Source organism: Fervidibacillus halotolerans (assembly GCF_026547205.1).
GTDB lineage: Bacteria > Bacillota > Bacilli > Bacillales > Caldibacillaceae > Fervidibacillus > Fervidibacillus halotolerans.
In genome coordinates this window covers 1,070,317-1,091,528 of record NZ_CP106877.1, presented here as the reverse complement: position 1 = coordinate 1,091,528, position 21,212 = coordinate 1,070,317, and the positions used below count along the sequence as shown (strand labels likewise).

Annotated in this window: 16 protein-coding genes, 1 pseudogene and 2 riboswitches; all 17 genes and pseudogenes read left to right on the top strand. The window is 39.6% G+C overall.

All coding sequences use genetic code 11. The annotated features are described in order from the left end of the window. The first annotated feature begins 38 nt into the window (after nt 1-38). Complete coding sequence (locus OE105_RS05100) at nt 39-581, top strand: acyl-CoA thioesterase (protein ID WP_275421663.1); 543 nt, start codon at nt 39-41, stop codon at nt 579-581. Continuing rightward, a complete protein-coding gene (locus OE105_RS05095) occupies nt 578-1,147 on the top strand; it encodes a DNA-3-methyladenine glycosylase I (RefSeq protein WP_275421662.1) in 570 nt (189 codons plus the stop codon). The genes OE105_RS05100 and OE105_RS05095 overlap by 4 nt, the downstream gene beginning before the upstream one ends. 165 nt (nt 1,148-1,312) lie before the next feature. After that, nucleotides 1,313-1,594 carry a hypothetical protein gene (locus OE105_RS05090; protein WP_275421661.1) on the top strand — a complete coding sequence of 94 codons (282 nt, stop codon included), beginning with the start codon at nt 1,313-1,315 and terminating at the stop codon, nt 1,592-1,594. 71 nt (nt 1,595-1,665) lie between these two features. Next, nucleotides 1,666-1,790, top strand: a riboswitch (cyclic di-AMP (ydaO/yuaA leader). 103 nt (nt 1,791-1,893) lie between these two features. Next, entirely contained in the window at nt 1,894-3,165 is a 1,272-nt protein-coding gene (locus tag OE105_RS05085; RefSeq protein WP_275421660.1) for a dicarboxylate/amino acid:cation symporter, read from the top strand. A gap of 238 nt (nt 3,166-3,403) precedes the next feature. After that, on the top strand, nt 3,404-4,207 hold the full coding sequence (locus OE105_RS05080) for an undecaprenyl-diphosphate phosphatase (RefSeq protein WP_275421658.1): 804 nt from the start codon (nt 3,404-3,406) through the stop codon (nt 4,205-4,207). A gap of 161 nt (nt 4,208-4,368) precedes the next feature. After that, nucleotides 4,369-5,520: a CaiB/BaiF CoA transferase family protein gene (locus tag OE105_RS05075; protein WP_275421656.1), complete on the top strand. Its 1,152-nt coding sequence runs from the start codon at nt 4,369-4,371 to the stop codon at nt 5,518-5,520. 24 nt (nt 5,521-5,544) lie between these two features. Then, entirely contained in the window at nt 5,545-6,744 is a 1,200-nt protein-coding gene (locus OE105_RS05070) for an acyl-CoA dehydrogenase family protein (RefSeq protein ID WP_275421654.1), read from the top strand. 114 nt (nt 6,745-6,858) lie between these two features. After that, complete coding sequence (locus OE105_RS05065; protein WP_275421652.1) at nt 6,859-8,442, top strand: Na+/H+ antiporter NhaC family protein; 1,584 nt, start codon at nt 6,859-6,861, stop codon at nt 8,440-8,442. Nucleotides 8,443-8,502: 60 nt separating this feature from the next. Further along, nucleotides 8,503-9,678, top strand: a complete 1,176-nt coding sequence (locus tag OE105_RS05060; RefSeq protein ID WP_275421650.1) for an aminotransferase class I/II-fold pyridoxal phosphate-dependent enzyme — start codon at nt 8,503-8,505, stop codon at nt 9,676-9,678. Nucleotide 9,679: 1 nt separating this feature from the next. Further along, nucleotides 9,680-11,326: a thiamine pyrophosphate-dependent enzyme gene (locus OE105_RS05055; RefSeq protein WP_275421649.1), complete on the top strand. Its 1,647-nt coding sequence runs from the start codon at nt 9,680-9,682 to the stop codon at nt 11,324-11,326. 44 nt (nt 11,327-11,370) lie between these two features. After that, a complete protein-coding gene (locus tag OE105_RS05050) occupies nt 11,371-12,849 on the top strand; it encodes an aldehyde dehydrogenase family protein (protein ID WP_275422097.1) in 1,479 nt (492 codons plus the stop codon). Between the two features lie 11 nt (nt 12,850-12,860). Continuing rightward, nucleotides 12,861-14,024: a saccharopine dehydrogenase family protein gene (locus OE105_RS05045; RefSeq protein ID WP_275421648.1), complete on the top strand. Its 1,164-nt coding sequence runs from the start codon at nt 12,861-12,863 to the stop codon at nt 14,022-14,024. Nucleotides 14,025-14,656: 632 nt separating this feature from the next. Continuing rightward, nucleotides 14,657-16,030: a S1C family serine protease gene (locus OE105_RS05040; protein ID WP_275421647.1), complete on the top strand. Its 1,374-nt coding sequence runs from the start codon at nt 14,657-14,659 to the stop codon at nt 16,028-16,030. A gap of 295 nt (nt 16,031-16,325) precedes the next feature. Beyond that, a complete protein-coding gene (locus OE105_RS05035; RefSeq protein ID WP_275421646.1) occupies nt 16,326-17,312 on the top strand; it encodes a TAXI family TRAP transporter solute-binding subunit in 987 nt (328 codons plus the stop codon). A gap of 116 nt (nt 17,313-17,428) precedes the next feature. Then, nucleotides 17,429-18,034, top strand: coding sequence for a hypothetical protein (locus tag OE105_RS05030; RefSeq protein WP_275421645.1), 606 nt, complete (start codon nt 17,429-17,431; stop codon nt 18,032-18,034). A gap of 103 nt (nt 18,035-18,137) precedes the next feature. Next, complete coding sequence (locus tag OE105_RS05025; protein ID WP_275419523.1) at nt 18,138-19,340, top strand: transposase; 1,203 nt, start codon at nt 18,138-18,140, stop codon at nt 19,338-19,340. A gap of 141 nt (nt 19,341-19,481) precedes the next feature. Then, nucleotides 19,482-20,906, top strand: a pseudogene (locus tag OE105_RS05020) (TRAP transporter permease); the annotation flags it as partial. Between the two features lie 137 nt (nt 20,907-21,043). Then, a riboswitch (TPP riboswitch) is annotated at nt 21,044-21,161 on the top strand. Nucleotides 21,162-21,212: the final 51 nt, after the last annotated feature.

The window sequence follows — 21,212 nt, the reverse complement described above, 5'->3', positions numbered from 1 at the left end:
ATCGGTATCCTTGCTATAATGCTTTCGAGGTGAATAAAATGGAAGAAAAAACAGTACGAATGAAAGATACAGTCTCGATTAAAACTGCTCTCGTATTTCCCCAAGATACGAACATGCATGGGACGATGTTTGGGGGGAAATTATTGGCATATATTGATGACATCGCATCCATTTCTGCAATGAAATTATGTAGGGGACCGGTTGTCACTGCATCCATCGATTCGGTAGATTTTATTAAACCGATTAGAGAGGGGGATTCAGTCACGTTAGAAGCAATGGTTACATGGACCGGTCGATCTTCAATGGAAGTCCTCGTAAAAGTAACCGCCGAACATTTGATGACAGGGGAAAAATCAATCGCAGCCCTTTCATTCCTCACATTTGTTTCCTTAGATGAAAGTGGAAAGCCGAAACCAGTTCCAAAGGTGGTCCCTGAAACGAATCAAGAAAAATGGTTAAACGAGACGGGACAACGGCGAGCGAGATATCGGAAAACGAGAAAAAATCAGAGTAAGGAACTGATTGCTTTTTTTGCCCAATCTGAAGAGGATTTCAACGGAACACAAGGAGGAAATGTATGAATCGATGTAGTTGGGTAACGTCTGATCCTCTATATATTGATTATCACGATCAGGAGTGGGGAAATCCGGTATTTTCTGATCAAAAATTGTTCGAACTACTTCTGTTAGAAAGTGCACAAGCAGGATTAAGTTGGATTACAATTTTAAAAAAACGTGAGTCTTATCGAAAAGCGTTCGACCAATTCGATCCTGAAAAAATTGCCCAATACAATGAGGATAAGATAAGACAACTGCTATTAAATCCAGGAATCGTCCGAAACGAAAAAAAGATTCGATCGGCAATTCAAAATGCGAAAGCCTTCTTAAAAATTCAACAACAGTTCGGAACCTTTTCCAATTATTTATGGAATTTTGTCGATGGAAAACCGATCGTAAATCATTGGGAAAGTTTTAATCAAGTACCAACGGAAACGGAATTGAGTAAAAAAATTAGTAAAGATCTAAAATCCCGTGGGTTTTCCTTTGTCGGTCCAACGATTATTTATTCCTACTTGCAAGCGATTGGAATCGTCAATGATCACGAAATTACTTGTTTTCGTCATCCATCGAATTTGCAAGAAATATAAGAATTCAATCGTTTTTTCCCTCCTAGCCATGCACCGAAAACTTGGACGTTACATACGTATAATGTTGAAAAACATTAGGAGGTAGACAAATGAATCAACACTTTCCAAGTTTTATAGGCGACATCCGACGCCCGTACGGCAATTGGCATGGAGGTTTCGGTCATCATGGCAATTGGTATGGACCATGGCACGGCAATTGGCACGGACATCACCATCACCCCCACCATCATCCTCATCACCCTCACCATCACCCCCATCATCCTCATCATCCGCACCATTGGGGGGTTATTGGATTTCCCTTCGGATGGGGTGGGAATAATGGAGGTTATGGATCCGGATTCGGAAGCTGGTAATTTCGTTATTATTTCTAGTAAAAAATCAGTGATTCAAAAAAGGGGCTTTTTAGCCTCTTTTTCAAATTTTTCTGTGAAATTCATTTCTGTTTGACAAATGGAAATGAATTTGATTTAATTATATCAGTAAAATTTTAAAAACTTTAGTTTATTTTTTGTTACATAATTTATATGGCGCTGAATCTTTTTGAGCGGGGGAACCAATTTTTTGGGGTGAATCCTTTTTAAGGTAGGGTAATCTCTCAACCCGAACCCGACAGCTAACCTCGTAGGCGATAGGGGGAAACTTTTGTCCTGCACAGAGTTTTTACCTCTGTGTTTTTTTATTCATTAAATCGTGAAATTTATTTCTTACTTTTGAAATTTTAACATGAAAAAGAAGGAGGAATTCTATTGAAATTAACAAAACAAATTATTTTTGCACTCATTTTCGGAGCAATCGTCGGTTTATTCATGAACTTGTATGCTGACAATATGTTCCCGTATGTGAACAAATTTGTATTCACCCCTTTAGGCACCATTTTCTTAAATTTAATTAAAATGCTCGTCGTTCCACTCGTATTTTTCTCAATCGTATTGGGAACAGCCGGATTAGGCGATCCGAAGAAATTGGGTAGAATCGGGTTAAAAACGATCTCATTCTTTTTAATTACGACGAGTATTGCCATTAGCCTCGGAATCGGATTGGCCTACGTATTAAAACCTGGGAAAGTTGGCGAGTTTGATTTAGCCAATGCCGAATTCAGCGCAAAACAAGCCCCGTCCATGATAGACACTCTCCTCAATATGATCCCGACGAATCCAGTTCAATCGTTCGTGGAAGGAAACATGTTGCAAATTATCGTTTTTTCAATTTTTATCGGGTTAGCTTTAAGCTATTTAGGTAAAAAGGCAAATATCGTTTATCGTTTTGTTGAACAAGGAAATGAAATTATGATGTTCCTAGTCAATATGGTAATGAAATTCGCGCCATTAGGAACATTTGGACTCATCGCCAAAGCCATTGGAGAACAAGGATTCGATGCGATACAGGCGATGGGCGTGTATATGATCGTCATCATTATAGCTTTATTTTTACATCTTTTCGTCACGTACGGAACATCCATATTTCTGTTTACAAAACAAAACCCATTCAATGTCTTTAAAACGCTCTTTCCAGCTATGGGGGTCGCCTTTAGTACATCGAGCAGTAGTGCTACCTTGCCAGTGTCGATGAATATTGCACAGAAAAAATTAAATGTACCGAAATCCATATCTAGTTTCGTCCAACCGTTAGGTGCAACGATAAATATGGATGGAACAGCGATTATGCAAGGAGTCGCAACGATTTTTATCGCACAAGTCGTTGGATCCGACTTATCGATGGGACAACTTTTAGCAGTCGTATTAACAGCCGTTTTAGCTAGTATCGGTACAGCCAGTGTTCCTAGTGCTGGGTTGATTATGCTTGCGATGGTCCTTCAAACAGTTAACCTACCTGTTGAGGGAATCGCCTTGATCATTGGAATCGATCGTCTTCTCGACATGACGAGAACTGCCGTTAACGTGACAGGAGATGCGGTTTGTGCTCTGATTGTCTCTGAGACAGAAAGGGCAAGGGAAGAAAAGCGAGCCGAAAAAATTTACAATGAAGAATTATATGAACAAAAAAGCGTTTCTCTTTAATCGGATTGCACTTTTTTCAATTAGTGATTTTATATGATGACAAGTTACCCCGACTAGTGGAAGCGAGAATCTTCCCTAATCGGGGTTTCTTTCCTATATTGGAAAATAAATTTGAAATGAAATGTTTGAGAAATGTCTTATATTTTTTCCTTTTGCATATTTTTATACAAGTGTTACTACATCCATTGGCAGTATGCTATGATATAATACGTAAATCTATCTGTTTGAGGTGAATCCTTTGGAATCGTTCATTGTTTTAGTAAAATATGCTTTCCTTGGTATTTTACAAGGAATTACCGAACCGATCCCCGTTTCTTCCAGCGGGCATTTGGTAATCGTCCAAAAGCTTTTTGGTATAGGCACAAATGAAGATATGAGTTTTGAAATCTTGATGAATTTTGCCTCCCTTTTGGCCGTATTACTCCTTTTTAAAAAGGATATTTTATCCCTAGCAAAAGGTTCAATCGACTATATCGTTACGAGAAGGGATGAAAAAAAAGCTTCCTTTTTATTTGTTTTTTATCTAATCATTGCCACCGTTCCTGCCGGAGTTGTCGGCATTTTATTTGAAGATGAAATTGCTGAAACCTTTAAAGATTTGCATTATCTAGCAGGTGCCCTATTTATTACCGGGTTCGCTTTATGGATGATTCGAAACTTAAAAGGGAGAAAAGGGGAGAAAAATATATCAATAACTGACGCCCTCGTCGTTGGAGTGGCCCAAAGTTTCGCTTTAATCCCCGGCATTAGTCGTTCCGGTGCGACGATTGTTGCTGCTTTAGGAATCGGGATGAAACGGGAGACAGCCTTTTTATTTTCATTTTTATTGTACATTCCCGTCAGTTTAGGAACAGCAATTTTATCCTTCAAAGATTTTCAAGTGAATGAATTGTTGATCCCGAATACGATTGCTTTTATTTTATCCTTTATTTTTTCCTATATTTCTTTAAAGTGGTTTAAGGGGATTGTCGAACGGGGAAATCTAAAATACTTTGCCTATTATTGTTTTGCTTTAAGTATTCTACTTTTTATCATTACTTAAACATGTACATATTGAAAAATTCCCATAAAAAAGCCAGTTCGTTATTTTTACAACTTCCTATCATAGTTGTTCAAAACGGACTGGCTTTTTTCCGTTTTTAGATATTTTTTTCTATTTGCTGAATACAATATATTGAATCGAACATTTGGGAGGGACAAGTATTGACAAGTGCTTTAGAACGCATCAAAGTATTGGATTTATCAAGAGTTTTAGCAGGCCCCCTTTGTTCGATGATTTTAGGGGACCTTGGGGCGGAAGTAATCAAAGTAGAGGCACCGGGTGGAAGCGATGATACAAGAAAATGGGGACCTCCTTTTCAAAAGGGAGTCAGTGCCTATTATGCTTGTGTAAATCGGAATAAACGATGTATTACGATCGATTTAAAGACAGAAAAAGGACAAGAAGCAATTAAAGAACTTGTCAAAGATTTCGATGTCCTGATTCATAATTTTAAAACGGGCACGATGGAACGATTAGGACTCGGATACGAAACATTACATTCGATTAATCCGAAATTAATCTATTGTACAATCACCGGTTTTGGTGAAACGGGTCCATACAAACATTTACCTGGCTATGACTTTATTATTCAAGGAATGAGTGGATTGATGAGCATTACGGGTGATGAAAAATCTGGTCCACAAAAGACCGGTGTAGCCATTACAGATATTTTAACGGGCCTATATGCATGCATCGGAATCCAAGGAGCACTGATTGAACGGAATCGATCGGGTAGGGGACAGAAGTTGGACATATCCCTCTACGATGCAGCGGTAAGCGCATTAGTAAATATCGGTAGCAATTATCTCATGTCTGGAGAAATACCGAAACGTCTCGGAAACCATCACGCCAATATCGTTCCATATCAAACCTTCCGCACATTTGATGGAGAAATGGTAATCGCCGTTGGAAACGATGATCAGTTTCAAAAACTATGTACGATCATCGACAAACCCCAATACAAAACGGACCCCCGTTTCCGAACGAATCCCGATCGGGTACGAAATCGGAAAAGATTGACGGAAATACTTCAATCGATCTTTCAAAGGAAATCTACGGCCTATTGGCAAGAAAAATGTATTGAAAACGGGATTCCATGTGGACCGATTCAAACGATCGATGAGGTGGTAACAGACCCACAGTTAAGAGAAAGGGAAATGTTCATTGAATGCCATCATCCAACTGCTGGGAAATTAAAAATGATCGGAAGTCCATTAAAACTTTCTCGGACCCCGGTTACGTATCGATACCATCCACCGAATGTCGGTGAGCACAACGATTATATTCAACAAACATACGGAATCGAACTATAGAAGTTGAGGGGAGGTAACGTTTCGATGAATTTTGATTTTACAGAAGAACAAATTTTATTACGAAAAACCGTTCGGCAGTTTGTCGATCGGGAAATTATGCCCAATATACGGAAATGGGATCGGCAAGGATATTTCGATCCGAATATTTTAAAACGATTAGCCGAACTCGGTTTGATGGGAGTTTGTATTCCAGAAAAGTACGGTGGAAGTGGGATGGATTATAACTCCCTTGCCATCGTATGTGAAGAGTTGGAACGGGGAGATACTGCCTTTCGCACGGCCGTAAGCGTCCATACCGGATTAAATAGTTTAACATTGCTTCAATGGGGTACGGAGGAACAAAAACAAAAATATTTAGTTCCCCAAGCGAAAGGGGAGAAGATCGGTGCATTCGGATTAACGGAACCTCAAGCAGGATCCGACGTGGCAGCTATACAAACGAGAGCAGTAAGGGATGGAGATTGGTATATATTAAATGGCCAAAAAACATGGATTTCCCTTTCCGATCTTGCCGACCATTTTATCGTCTTCGCCTATACGGACCGATCAAAAAAGCATCACGGGATATCCGCCTTCATTGTTGAAAGAGGAATGGAAGGGTTTTCGACCCGTCCGATAAAAGGAAAACTCGGAATTCGAGCAGGGAATACAGGGGAATTATTTTTCGATCATGTTAAAGTACCGAAAGAAAATTTGCTTGGCGAAGAAGGAGAAGGGTTTAAAATTGCCATGAGTGCACTAGATAATGGTCGCTTTACCGTTGCTGCCGGTGCTGTCGGACTAATTAGCGCTTGTCTTGAAGCGAGCGTGAAATATTGTAAAGAACGAGAAACCTTTGGAAAACCGATTGGACACCATCAACTCGTTCAACAAATGATTGCCAATATGGAAGCAGGCCTGCAAATGAGTCGTTTACTTGTGTACCGGGCAGGGGAATTAAAAAATCAAGGAAAACGAAATACCCGTGAAACCTCTTTAGCTAAATGGCAAGCGTGTGATTTCGCTAATAAAGCAGCCGATGATGCCGTTCAAATTCACGGCGCATACGGTTATTCCGATGAATACCCGGTTGAACGTTATTTACGAAATTCGAAGGCACCGGTCATATATGAAGGAACACGGGAAATTCATACGATCATGCAGGCGGAATACGTGCTCGGCATAAGAAAGGACAAACCACTTCATAAAACACTGCCCCCGTGGGAAGGACATTTTGAAAATTAATATGCTACCCATCATTTCGATAACTTAAAAGAGGGAAATCGACAAAAAGGGTAGAACAATTGGATATTTCAAAGATTCATTGTCAAATTTTTTCAAAACTCTGGAGGGAAAACGATGGCAGGTACAGTGTGGTCCATAATACCACCACTGATTGCGATTATCATGGTGCTATTAACGAAACGGGTCTTGCTTTCTTTAGGAATCGGTATTTTGTTTTCAGCTTTATTTGTTGCAAATTTCCAACCAATCACGACTTTCTCTTACCTTCGGGATAGTTTTTTCGGAGTATTTTGGGATAACGGTCAGATCAATACGTGGAATGTGTTTATTTTATTATTTATTCTCATGCTTGGCGTCATCACCACCTTCGTAACGATGACCGGTGGAGCGAAAGCTTTTGGTGATTGGATGATGATGCGTGTGAAAACAAAGGTCGGTGCCCAACTAATGACGATGGTGCTCGGGATAATCGTTTTTATCGATGACTATTTTAATAGTTTAGCTGTCGGTCAAGTTGCTCGACCGTTGACGGATCGTCATCATATTTCACGGGCGAAATTAGCTTATATCGTCGATTCGACAGCAGCACCGATTTGTGTGATTTCTCCGATTTCAAGCTGGGGGGCCTATATTATCGGCTTGATCGGTTCAGTTTTCATGACCATTGGCATCACCGGAAAAAGCGCTTTAGGTAGTTTTATAGAAATGATTCCAATGAATTTTTACGTATGGGCAGCGTTAGGCTTCCTTTTTATAATCATCGTAACGAAAAAAGATTTTGGACCGATGAAACATTTCGAACAAAAAAGGATGCATTCAGAGAGAGAAGAAGGGATGGAAGAACAATTTCAACCATCGATACAAAAAAGAAAGTTGCCAATAAATGAAAACGGTACTATTCGAGATTTATTCATCCCGATTATCGGATTATTTCTTTCCACAATTATCGTCATGTACATGAACGGAAAGCAAAATTTGGAGTCTGAAGGTGACCTCATTCAAATTTTCGGAAGTGCGGATGTTTCTTTAGCTTTACTATATGGTGGACTTTTTACCGTCTGTTTAACGATGATTTTGTTGTTGATTGGAAATCGAAAAAATGATCAACTACATCGATTGCTTTTATTAGGAATCAAAGAAGGTAGTAAATCCATGGTACCTGCCCTATTGATTTTGGTTTTCGCCTGGATGATTACTTCCTTAATCGATGAATTAAAAACAGGGGCTTATTTAGCAGGTGTAATCGAGACGTCCAATTTAAATCCGATGTTTCTTCCATTTATGATGTTTATCACTGCAGGATTTATCGCCCTTTCCACCGGGACATCCTGGGGTTCCTTTGCCCTTTTATTACCGATTGCGGGAACGATTGCTGCCAATACAGAACCCTCATTGATACTTCCAATGATGGCTTCCGTTTTAGCAGGGGCGGTATTTGGCGACCATTGTTCACCCATTTCCGATACAACCATTTTGTCATCGACTGGTGCCAATTGTCATCATATTGACCATGTGACGACCCAATTACCTTATGCGCTTACTTCAGCAACTATTGCAAGTATCGGCTATCTTGTCCTCGGACTAACTGGAAATGTTTGGGTTGGATTCGCAACTGTTTTCCTAATGTTAATCGCCATCTTTTTGTTTTTCCAAATGAAAACTTCCCCAAAAATAACGGATGAAAAAAAGGGAGTTTAATATTAATTAAAATAAAGTTCGTTACGAAAAGGACTTATATATTTTGAAAGGGGGAATTGAATGCAATTTGCTTCAAAAAAAATCGGGACGTTACCACCGTATTTATTTTCCCAGTTCCATCAAAAGAAAAAGGAACTGGAACAACGGGGGGTCGAAATTATCGACTTAGGCATCGGTTCCCCTGATTTGCCAACACCCCAGTTTATCGTGGATCGAATGATCGAAGAGGCGAAAAATCCTTCGAATCATCGATATTCTCCGTATGAAGGTTGTCAAGAATTTAAAGAAGCCGTTCAGTATTATTACAAAAAAAGATACGATGTCAATTTAGATCCAGACTCAGAGATTTTAGCTTTAATCGGTTCAAAGGAAGGTATCGCAAATTTCATCCAAGCGGTCATTGATCCGAACGATGGTGTGCTTGTACCAGATCCTGGGTATCCCGTCTATCGTTCGGCCGTTCATTTAGCACGGGGAACGGTAATCGATTTACCATTAGATGAACAAAACGGATTTAAACCAATGTATCAGAAGATTACGGAGGAACAGAAAGAAACGGGAAAATTGATGATATTAAATTATCCTTCAAATCCTACAACAGCTACGGCCAATTTAAATCTTTTTAAAGAAGCCATCGAATTTGGAAAAGTCCACGGCATTTTCATCGCCCATGACAATGCCTACGATCTTGTCACCTTTGGAAATTATCGATCACCGAGTATTTTACAAGTGCCCAAAGCAAAAGAAATAGCCGTGGAGTTCGGTAGCTTATCGAAAAGTTTCAATATGACAGGATGGCGGATCGGTTATGTTGTTGGAAATCCGGATTTAATTCGATCCTTATCGATCTTGAAAAGCCATGTGGATACATCCCAATTTTTACCGATTCAAAAGGCAGCAGCTACTGCATTAACAAGTGATTTATCCGCTGTTTTTGAAAACAACCGAATTTTCGAAAAGCGGATGAAAAAAATGTATGAAATATTTACGAAAAAAGGTTTACAAATCCAAAAACCAAAAGGAACGATTTTTCTTTGGGCGAAAATTCCCCCTCCATTCACATCCGTTTCATTTGCCGCAAAACTATTGGATCAAAGGGGGATTGTTGTCACACCGGGAACAGCCTTCGGAAAACGGGGTGAAGGGTATGTACGCATATCCTTATCGGTAAATGAAAAATCCATTGAACAAATCGAAAAGCGGTTAGAAAAGTGGGATCCATTTGAGGTGGGTTAACATGAAACAGAAAATCAATGGTGCAAAAGCGGTTGTTGAATGTTTAAAAATTGAAGGGGTTTCAAAGGTTTTCACTGTCCCTGGAGAAAGCTTTTTGCCGATATTGGATGCTTTATATGACGAAAAAAAAATCCAAGTTATTTCCGCCCGTCACGAAGGGGGAGCAGCCTTTATGGCAGAAGGATATGCAAAGGCGTCTTTAAAACCAGGGGTTGTCTTTGCGACGAGGGGAGTCGGTGCTACAAATTTATCCATTGGGGTTCATACGGCAAAACAAGATTCCACTCCAATGATCATCTTTATCGGACAAGTACACAGCAAATTTTTAGGGAGAGAAGGATTTCAAGAAATCGATATTCCCCGTCTATTCCAACCGATCGCCAAATGGACCGTGGAGATTCAAGATCCAGAAAGAATTCCTGAACTCGTTCAACGGGGATTCCGCATCGCTCAAAGCGGCCGACCAGGTCCTGTGGTCATCTCCCTTCCAGAAGATGTATTAAAAAAGGAGGGGGTAATGAATTTTGCTCCGAAAATGATGCGACCAAAACCAAAGCCCTCCTCCGATGAATTAAAAGAAATAAAAAGTTGGATGGAAAGGGCAAAAAGACCGGTAATCATTGCTGGAGGGGGAGTTAAACAAGCGAAGGCGGAAACAGTCCTAGTTCAAGTAGCTGAAACATTTTCATTTCCCGTTTTCGCCTCCTTTCGACGGCACGATGTATTCCCAAACAATCATCCATTATACGTCGGTCATATGGGAATAGGAATGGGGAAGGAAGTGATTCAAACCGTACAAGAAGCAGATCTCATTTTCGCCTTAGGAACGAGATTATCGGAAATTACAACGAATGATTATCAACTCATAACACATGATAAAACACTCATTCATATTGACATAGAATATGACACGATTGGAAAAAGCTTTCCTCCTACCCTTGGCATTTTATCGGATATTAAAGAAGGATTGAAGGAATTATTACACATCGATTTCCCAAAATCCGTTCCGTGGAAAGAATGGGCGTTGTTAAAGGGGAGAAGATATCAAGAATCCGTCCGTCAACAATTCTTTGAACAATCTTCAATCTATAAACAAGTAATCGATGTATTACGGAACAATTTACCGAAGAATACGATCATTACGAATGATGCAGGGAATTTTGCCGGCTGGCTACATCAATTTTATCCCTTTGAAAAACCGCAAACGTATATCGGACCGACTTCAGGTGCAATGGGCTATGGTTTACCTGCAGCTATTGGGGCAAAAATAGCAACCCCCCAGCGAACGGTTGTTTCCCTTTCCGGTGACGGTGGATTTTTCATGACCTTCCAAGAGTTAGAAACAGCGGTACGATATGAAATACCGATTATATCGTTAGTATTTAATAATGAAATGTACGGAACGATTCGAATGCATCAAGAAATCGAGTATCCGAATCGACCAATTGGAACAGACTTAGGCAACATTTCATTTATAGATTTGGCAAAAAGCGTCGGAGCAAATGGCTATCGTGCAAAAAACAGGGTGGAATTTGAACAAGCCCTTCATTTGGCCTTAAGGAATCTTCGACCATCGGTAATCGAAATTATAACTGGAAAAGAACAGATTTCTGTCCATCACACATTGACAAAACTACAAAATAAATGAAAAAGGAGGATATAAAATTGGGAACGAAAAGGACAAAAATCCGAATGTTGGAAAATTATATTGATGGTAAATGGAAAGGACACAGTACATTAACCGATGTGATCAATCCTGCGAATGGTGAGATTATTGCAAAGGTACCTTTGTCAAGTGAAAAAGAAGTAGATGAAGCTGTTCAAGCGGCAAAAATAGCACAAAAGCAATGGGCGAAAGTACCTGCACCACAGCGGGCCGAAGTATTGTATAAAGTTGGGAACATAATGAAAGAACGGAAGGAAGAACTTGCAAGATTATTAACATTAGAAAATGGGAAAGTAATTGAGGAAGCCCGAGGAGAAGTTCAAGAAGGAATCGATATGGCTTTTTATATGGCTGGTGAAGGCAGACGTCTTTTCGGTCAAACGACACCTGCAGAATTAAAGGACAAATTTGCCATGAGCATCCGGGTTCCCGTCGGAGTTGTCGCAATCGTAACTCCTTGGAATTTTCCCATCGCCATTGCCACTTGGAAATCATTCCCGGCGATTGTCGCAGGGAATGCGGTCATTTGGAAACCAGCTACGGAAACACCGATCATGGCGTATGAATTGGCAAAAATATTTGAAGAAGCAGGTCTTCCAAAGGGAGTATTAAATGTCGTTTTCGGAAAAGGTTCAATAGTGGGTGAAGCGATCGTTCAACATCCGGATATTCAAGTCGTTTCTTTCACGGGATCAAATGAAGTCGGTCGTACAATTGCTAGCGAATGTGGTCGTCAACTGAAAAAAGTATCCCTTGAAATGGGCGGGAAAAACGCAGTGATTGTAATGGATGATGCGGATCTCGATCTCGCTGTCGATGGGATTATTTGGAGCGCCTTTGGTACGAGTGGCCAACGTTGTACCGCTTGCAGTCGAGTGATTGTCCATAAAGATGTTCAAAAGGAACTTGAAAAACGTTTGTTGGAAAAGATGGAACAATTAACGATTGGAAATGGACTGGATGAGCAGGTAAAAGTTGGTCCGATCATTAATCAATCCAGTTTGGAAAAAATTCATGGATACGTGGAACTTGGAAAACGAGAAGGGGCAAAATTACTTGCAGGAGGTTTCCCATTAACAGAGAATGAATATAAATATGGATGGTTTTACGCACCGACCTTATTTACCAACGTCCATCCAAATATGCGCATCGCTCAAGAAGAAATATTCGGTCCGGTCGTAAGTATTATATCTGTTTCCAGTTTAGAAGAAGCGATTGAAGTAAATAATCAAGTTTCTTACGGTTTGTCTAGTTCGATTTTCACTAGAGATGTAAACCGTGTCTTTAAAGCACAACGGGATTTGGATACGGGAATCGTATATGTAAATGCTGGAACGATCGGGGCAGAAATCCACTTACCTTTCGGGGGAACGAAGGGAACGGGTAATGGACATCGGGATTCGGGTGTCCAAGCGTTAGATGTTTTTACCGAATGGCGTACCGTTTACGTAGATTACAGTGGAAAGCTTCAACGGGCACAAATTGACATAGAATCGAACGAATAGGGGTGAAGGATTTGAAAATCGCCGTATTAGGGGCCGGATTGATGGGGAAAGAGGCAGCCAGGGATTTGGTTGAAAGTTCGGAGGTAAAACAAGTCGGATTAGCCGATATCGATTATGAGAAAGCAAAGGAGATCTGTCAAGGAATAAATCATCCGAAACTTAAAGCCTATCAACTGGATGCCAGTAATGAACATGATTTAGCAAAGCTGATGAAAAACTATGATGTCGTCATTAATGCACTATTTTATAAATTTAATAAAATCGTTGCAAAAACAGCGATCAAAACCGGTACTCATTCCGTTGATTTAGGTGGACATATTCAACAGATTACGGATGAAATATTGGAATGGAAGGAAGAAGCGAAAAAGGCAAACGTTACAATCATTCCAGACCTCGGTGTCGCCCCAGGAATGATCAACATTTTAGCCGGTTACGGTGCGAGTAAATTAACAGAAACAAAGTCTGTGAAACTTTATGTGGGCGGCATTCCATTACGACCGGAACCACCCCTTTACTATAATCATGTATTTTCTTTAGATGGTTTAATGGATCATTATTCGGATCCAGCACGAATCATCCGAAATGGTAAACAAATGACTGTTCCATCCTTATCGGAAATTGAAACGGTATATTTTGATAAATTTGGCCCATTGGAAGCTTTCCATACATCTGGAGGGACGTCCACATTACCGAAAACATTTCCCAACTTGGATGGACTAGAGTATAAAACGATTCGCTATCCAGGACATGCCAAAAACATTCAATTATTAAAGGATCTTCAACTTTTGAGCAACGAACCGATTCATTTTGGTGATTCAAAATCGATCTCCCCTAGAGAGATGTTATTGAAAGTATTGGCACCAAGGCTTTCCTTAAAAGAAAAGGATCAAGATGTCGTATTGTTAAGGGTAATTGTATCCGGTAAAAAGTCCGATAAACAGGCGACAATCACTTACGAAATGGTGACGTATAAAGATGAGGAAAAAGGAATTACCGCAATGGCTAAGGCAACAGCGGGAACGATTTCCGTCGTCGCCCAAATGATCGGAAACGGAACGATTGGAAAAAGGGGTGTCTTTGCTCCTGAAGAAATCGTCCCTGGGGATTTGTATATTAAGGAAATGAAAAAACGAAATGTCCATATTGTTGAACATTTTGAATACGGAACGAATTAAAAACGTATAAAGGAGAAAAAGGTGTCTTTTGAAGGCCGTTTGCCGGCTTAGAGACACCTTTTTTAATCTGAAAACATATCTCTCCGAGTCCGAATACATATTTTTTTGACTTTTTCATCGACGATTACGAATTTAAACGACCTTGTCAACGAACGAAGGATCTACGCCATAAGAACCCTTATTTGTTGAAATACTAGTCTCGATCCCTTAGTATGTTGAACCTTTGATTAATTTGAGAGTTTGTAAAAGCTCCCCTTTCCCTTGGACATCCTTTGTTGTACATCCAGATCACTCCAATATGACAAAAGTTTCAATAATACGATTCAAGACCTGAACAACTTTTTTGTAAAAATCATAAAAAAAATGGGTATATAAATGATGGAGAATAAAAAAGGAACGACTTCATAATTATTTCCATCTACTGTCATAATTTGTTCATTTTTTTCGACTATGATCAAAATAGAAGAGGTGGTTAAAGGAGAAGAAAGACCAAATCTCCGATAAAACATAGAACGAAAAAAGGTTTCACATGAACATATCCATAATGGGCGAACATCTAAAGATATTCGTCCGTCGGAGTCTTTTCCTGGTTGTATTTCAAGCTTTTCGAATGCAATGACAAATAACAAGGAGTGAGTAAATTGGATGAACAAAATTTAAATAAAAAATCGGAGGAAAGTACTGAAAAGGAGATGAATCAAAAAGAAAGAGATGAATCTGAGGGAATAGAATTCTCTTTTACCAAAGAAGAAGAATTTAATCAAAGGGATGAAATGATTGAAAGAAAAGGAGAGAAAAAGGATGAAACAAAAGAGGCAATATCTTCTAAAAAAAATAGTAAAGGGAAAAAATCCGTTGTCAAAGGTTTGATGACGAATGTGGTCGTTGGCGTCACAAGTTCCTTATTAACTTTATCGGTTGTTTCCTTTACGGATTTTCCACGATTTCATGATGATTCTTCTATTCAAGCGGAAGAAAGCGCAGAACTCCATTTACAAAATTCATCGGATGCACAATATACTAGTACATTTCAACAAACGGGTGAAACGACGATCGCTGACATTGTAGAGGAAGTTTCACCAGCCATAGTCGGGGTTGTCAATTTGCAAGAAATGCAAAACCGATTTAATCTTGAAACAAAAGAAGTAGAATCGGGCTCTGGATCGGGTGTGATCTTTTATAAAGATGATCAATACGGTTATATTATTACGAACAATCATGTTATTGAAGGAGCTAGTAATATTAAAGTTTCTCTCTACAACGGAAAGCAAGTTGAAGCGGAAATCGTTGGTACCGATGCACTAACCGACATGGCAGTTCTTCGAATCGACGAAAAATATGTAGATAAAGTGGCTACTTTTGGAGATTCACAAACATTGCGTACAGGAGATGAGGTCATTGCCATCGGGAATCCCCTCGGTTTGGAATTTTCCCGAACAGTCACCCGGGGAATTATTAGTGGAACTGAACGGACGATTACGGTAGAAACATCGGCAGGGGACTGGGAATTAACGGTATTACAAACGGATGCAGCTATTAATCCAGGTAATAGTGGCGGTGCGTTAATTAACAGTCAAGGGGAAGTCATCGGGATCAACAGTTTAAAAATTGCCCAAACGGAGGTGGAAGGAATCGGATTTGCTATCCCAAGTAATGATGTGATTCCAATCGCTGAGGAACTAATGAAACACGGCGCAGTGAAACGGGCTTATTTAGGCATACAACTATACAATGTATCTGATATTGCAGAATTTTATCGGAAAAGTTTAGTCGGCTCGTTAGAAAAGGGCATCTTTATCACTAGCGTGGAAAAAGGATCACCTGCAGATGTGGCGGGACTCCAAGAAAATGATGTAATTGTTGCAATTAATGGAGAAGAAGTAGAGACGGCGACAGATCTACGGAAATATTTATATCAACAAGTAAAACCTGGGGAAAAAGTCACGTTGGATATTTACCGCGATGGAAAAAAACAATCGATATCCGTTCAGACGGGAACCAACTAAAAATCAACTTCGAGGCCGCAAATGGCTTCGGAGTTTTTTGTTTTCAAAGGGTGAATTTGCACATATAAAAGGCTCGATCAATCTTAGAATTTAGAAAAAATTATGTAAAAGACTTGCGAAATATTCTCGAAATCAATAAAATTAGGACTATACGAATCTATTTTATACTTATTTTTATCTACCCATAATAAAATGAAAGCTCTATCTCGATACTGTTGTTTTAAGTTTGATAATTTTGACATGGTAGAAAATTCATTTTATTATGGGCATAACAAAAAAAGAAAGGGGTATCGAATTGAAAAGGAGAAAGTGGTCAATTTTTGCAATGATTGCATTGGGGTTGATGCTCGTATTATCCGCTTGTTCAAATTCCAAACCTTCGGATAGTTCGGACGGAGATGGTAAGTCAGATTTATTAATGGGTACCGGTTCTCAAGGTGGAACATATTTCGGGTTAGGAAATGAAATGGCGAATGTTTGGAATAACAACATTGAGGGGCTCAACGTAACAGCGACTGAATCCGGTGCATCCATTGAAAACCTAGGAAAAATTGCAAGCGGTGATTTCGATCTCGGAATGACCGTAAATTTGCCTGCCTACAACGCTTTAAATGGCGAAGGTGAGTTTGAAGGCAAAAAGGTAGAAAATTTTGCCTTTATCGGTCACATTTATCCGGAAGTATTGCAAGTAGTCACAAGGGAAAGTACTGGGATTAATAGTATCGCAGACTTAAAGGGTAAACGAATCGCCATCGGACCACCGGGAAGTGGTACGCAAACAGCAGCGAAAATCGTTTTAGCAGCATATGGAATTGAAGATGGAGATTATGAGCAATATCAAGAAGGGTTTGGAGATGCGAAGGCGAAATTACAAGACGGAACGATCGATGCTTCCTTTGGACTCCTCGGGTTACCGAGTTCCAGTATCGATGAATTAAATGTAGCCGTTGGAGACGTAAAAATTTTAAATATTGAGGGGGATGCCCTCAGCTATGTTGAAGAAAATGGAGGGTATTCGGCATTTACCATTCCTGCAGACTCCTATGAATGGCTTCAAGAAGATGTCCAAACAGTTTCTGCCTTTGCGATCTTAGTCGCCAATACCGATACAGTAGACGATGATACTGCTTATCAATTGGCGAAGGTTATGATTGAAAATGCTGACGAAAACACCCATCCTCAATCAAAACATACAACGAAGGAAAATGCATTAAATGGATTGGGAGACTTGCTACTGCATCCAGGAGCTGAAAGATATTATAAAGAGATCGGATTACGATAAATCATTTGGGCCAGACATTTGTTCTGGCCTTTTCCAAAACTATGTTTAAACATTACAGGAGGAAGGAAAAATGATAATCGATTGGCAACAAGAATTTTGAAGTAGAGGTGTTGTAAATGGCATTATTTAAAAAAAAGAAGAAAGAGATGGAAACAGAGTCACTTTCCGCTGAACAAATATTAGAAAAATACGATAGGGAAAGTACGTATCGGAGAAATCTCGGTAAATGGTCATGGGTTGTAACATTTATCGGTGTTAGTTTAACCCTCTTTCATTTATACACCGGATATCGGGGGGCTTTTGCGTCACAAATCCAAGGACCGATTCATCTCGGTACTGCTCTTGGATTAATTTTTTTATTGTATCCCGCAAAAAAAGGGCTACATCGAAAACAAAAAGGGGTCCCATGGTATGATGTGATCCTTGCCTTCACTGCCCTTTTCGTAGGTTATTACAATGTGATCTTCTATGAAGAACTTGTAACCGAACGAATCGTTTTCGGTTATAATACGCTCGATGTAATCGTCGCCTCACTTGGCGTTTTACTCGTATTGGAAGCGGCACGTAGAAGCGTCGGGCTTCCGATTGTAATTGTTGCTAGTATCGCCATCCTTTATGCGATGTTCGGTAACTATATTCCTACAAAACTATTTTCCCATCGTGGATTTTCTTGGGAAACGGTTGTGACAGATTTATATTTGAGCATTTTGCAGATTTTTTAACCCAAGAGTTACAAGGTTTTTAACGAAATAAAAAAGGACTTCACCCCTTATTTATAGAATTTTGAAGTGACCCAAAAACAAAATTCATAAGGAGGAAGTCACTTTGTATATTCTACAAGAAAGTCTATTTTCCTTTGAAGAATTGCAAATTTTAGAGTCAAAAGAGAAATTACCGATCTTTTTTAGTGCTCTAGATTTGCGTCCTTATGCTAAACAATTGAAAAGTTCTTCACCCCAAGGGGCTGAAGGCTATTGTAGAGAGGGGATATTAAGGGCTCTTATCGCCGCCCCATTAGAAAAAATTGATACCTTCACTGAACTTCACAATCGTTTAAAAAATGATGTGCGCTTTCGATACCAATGTGGATTAGATATTAGTCGTCCTGCACCGTCTATTTCTACGCTAAGTCGGGTGTTTTCAGATCTAACTCGAAAAGGTCTGGCAAAACAGATTTTTCATGATCTCGTCTCAATTGCTCAAGATGAAGGAATAATCGATGGAAGCCATCAAGCCATTGATAGTGCTGCCATCGATGCTTATGAAAAGAAACGACCTAAGAAAAGATGTGAGCATACAGGCAATGCAAATTGGGGTGCTAAGTTTGATTCATTTGGCAATAAAATTACTTGGTTTGGTTATAAGATGCACCTTTCAGTTGATACCAAAAGCGAATTGCCGATGGCAATTGAAGTAACCCCCGCTCATATGAATGACGGAGATGTTGCCCCACAATTAATTGAGCAAGTCAACCAATGTGTAAAAACGAAAATCGAATATTTGATTATGGATGCAGGCTATGACCAACTGAAAAATTACGAATCCGCCAAGAACATTGGGGCACAAGCAATTATCCCATTGAATTTGCGTAATGAAAAAGAACCTCCAGCAGGAATCGCTTCAAATGGAACCCCACGTTGTTCTATGGGATATCATATGACTTATTGGGGATCCGAAAAGAATCAACTTAAGTTTAGGTGTCCCCATGCTACTGGAAAAGTTGATTGCCCTTTGGGCATGACTGCATGTTCTTCTTCCAACTATGGGATGGTTGTAAAAGTAAACACTCTTAAAGATTTACGAAGATATTCGATTCCTCATCGTGATACAAAGCGTTGGAAAGAACTATATAATGAACGAACGAGTGTAGAACGCTGTAATTCAAGAATGAAAAGTTATTTAACCGCAAATTCTTTACACATAAGAGGAATTGAAAAAGTAAAAACCCATATCTATTTAAATGCAATTGTGTTAATAGCTTCAGCACTAGCAATGAACAAGCAAAGTAGAAAGCAAATTGCTATTTAAAAATAATAAAAATTCATAAATTCTGTAAGTATGCTCAAATTTGTGGATTGATCCCTTTCTAAACTTTATCAAAATTATTGTAATAAAACATCTGATTATAATCAGCATTTTTTAAACGCTTTTTTTGTAGAAAATCAAATTTTGCAAAACACTCATTTAACAACAAAGGGAATATATAGTACCCCCATTCAAGTGTCCTCAACCTTTATTTTCTTATTCCTTTTGTTCGGCGTTATTTTAATAAAAACAGGGGTCGGTCAATTTTTTAATGATTTAGCTTATGCACTGACCGGAAGATTCACCGGTGGACAAGCGAAAGCAGCGGTTGTCGCTAGCCTTATGCAAGGAATGGTATCTGGAAGCTCTGTTGCGAATACAGTAGGAAGTGGATCTTTTACCATTCCGATGATGAAAAAGGCTGGATATAAGCCGGAATTTGCCGCTGCAACAGAAGCAAGTGCATCTACCGGAGGACAAATCATGCCCCCAATCATGGGTGCTGCTGCCTTCATTATGGCCATGTATACCGAAACTCCATACAGTTTCGTTATGCTTGCCGCCATTATTCCCGCTCTGTTATATTTTTCAGGCGTTTTTCTTGGCGTTCATTTCGAATCAAAAAAGTTAGGAATCGTTGGAGTCCCAAAAAGCGAATTACCGAGTTTAAAACGGCTTTTAATTAAAAGAGGATACTTGATTTTGCCACTGGTCGTTATCTTTTATACCCTTTTATCAGGAAGGACTCCGATGCGAGCGGCTTTAATTGCCATTCTCGTTTCCTTTATAGTCGGTTTATTTCAAAGGGAAACGAGACTTACTCCAAAGAAACTTATTAAAGCCTTTGAAGAAGGTGCCCGAACAGCTTTACCAGTTATTGCCGCCTGTGGTTCTGCAGGAATTATCGTCGGTGTCGTCGTCCAAACTGGTTTAGGTTCCCGAATTGCCAATGGGGTTATTGCCCTCGGTAGTGGTATGATCATTCCAACGCTATTTTTTACGATGGTCGCCAGCCTCATCCTTGGTATGGGATTACCTACGACAGCTAATTATATCGTGACAGCTTCCATGGCTGCTCCCGCTTTAGTACTCGGTTTGGATGTGCCGGTATTAGCGGCCCATATGTTCGTTTTCTACTTTGGTATTGTTGCTGATATTACACCACCTGTCAGCCTTGCAGCCTATGCAGGAGCAGGTTTAGCCCGTGCTAATCCGTTCAAAACAGGATTAACGGCCTTTAAACTAGCGACAGCTGCCTATATCATTCCGTATATTTTTGTCATTCATCCGGAATTAATTTTAATTGGTGCCGAATCTTCCTCATTAACCCTTTCAGTTATAACGGCACTACTTGGAATGGTCGGAATCAGTAGTTCGATGATCGGTTACTTTGCTCGAAAAGCCCTTTGGTGGGAACGATGGCTATTATTTGCAGGTGGCATGTCCTTAATTATACCGAACCTTTATGTGAGTCTCGCAGGTTTCATCGTATTAGTTTCCATTTACATTGTTCAAATACGACGACCGAAAGATGAGCAGAAAGATACAGGGCTTACCGCTGCCCAATAAAAAAGGAGATCGTTTTTAAACAAGTGTGTACCGATTTTGACCAACTCGTAATCAGTGAGTTGGTCATTATTTTCAAAAAAATGTATTGATTTTACCTTTATTTATATTATAATAAATTTAATAATTTAATAATCAAACGTTTCCACAGGGGGAGCTGTACGCTGAGAGTGAACATTGGCCTTTCTAGGTAAATGTTCAGACCCTTTGAACCTGGTCTAGTTAATGCTAGCGTAGGGATTGTGGATTAAGACGGTTTCCTATTTTCCGTCTTCTTCTCCTATGGAACGTTTAATAAAATCATAGGGG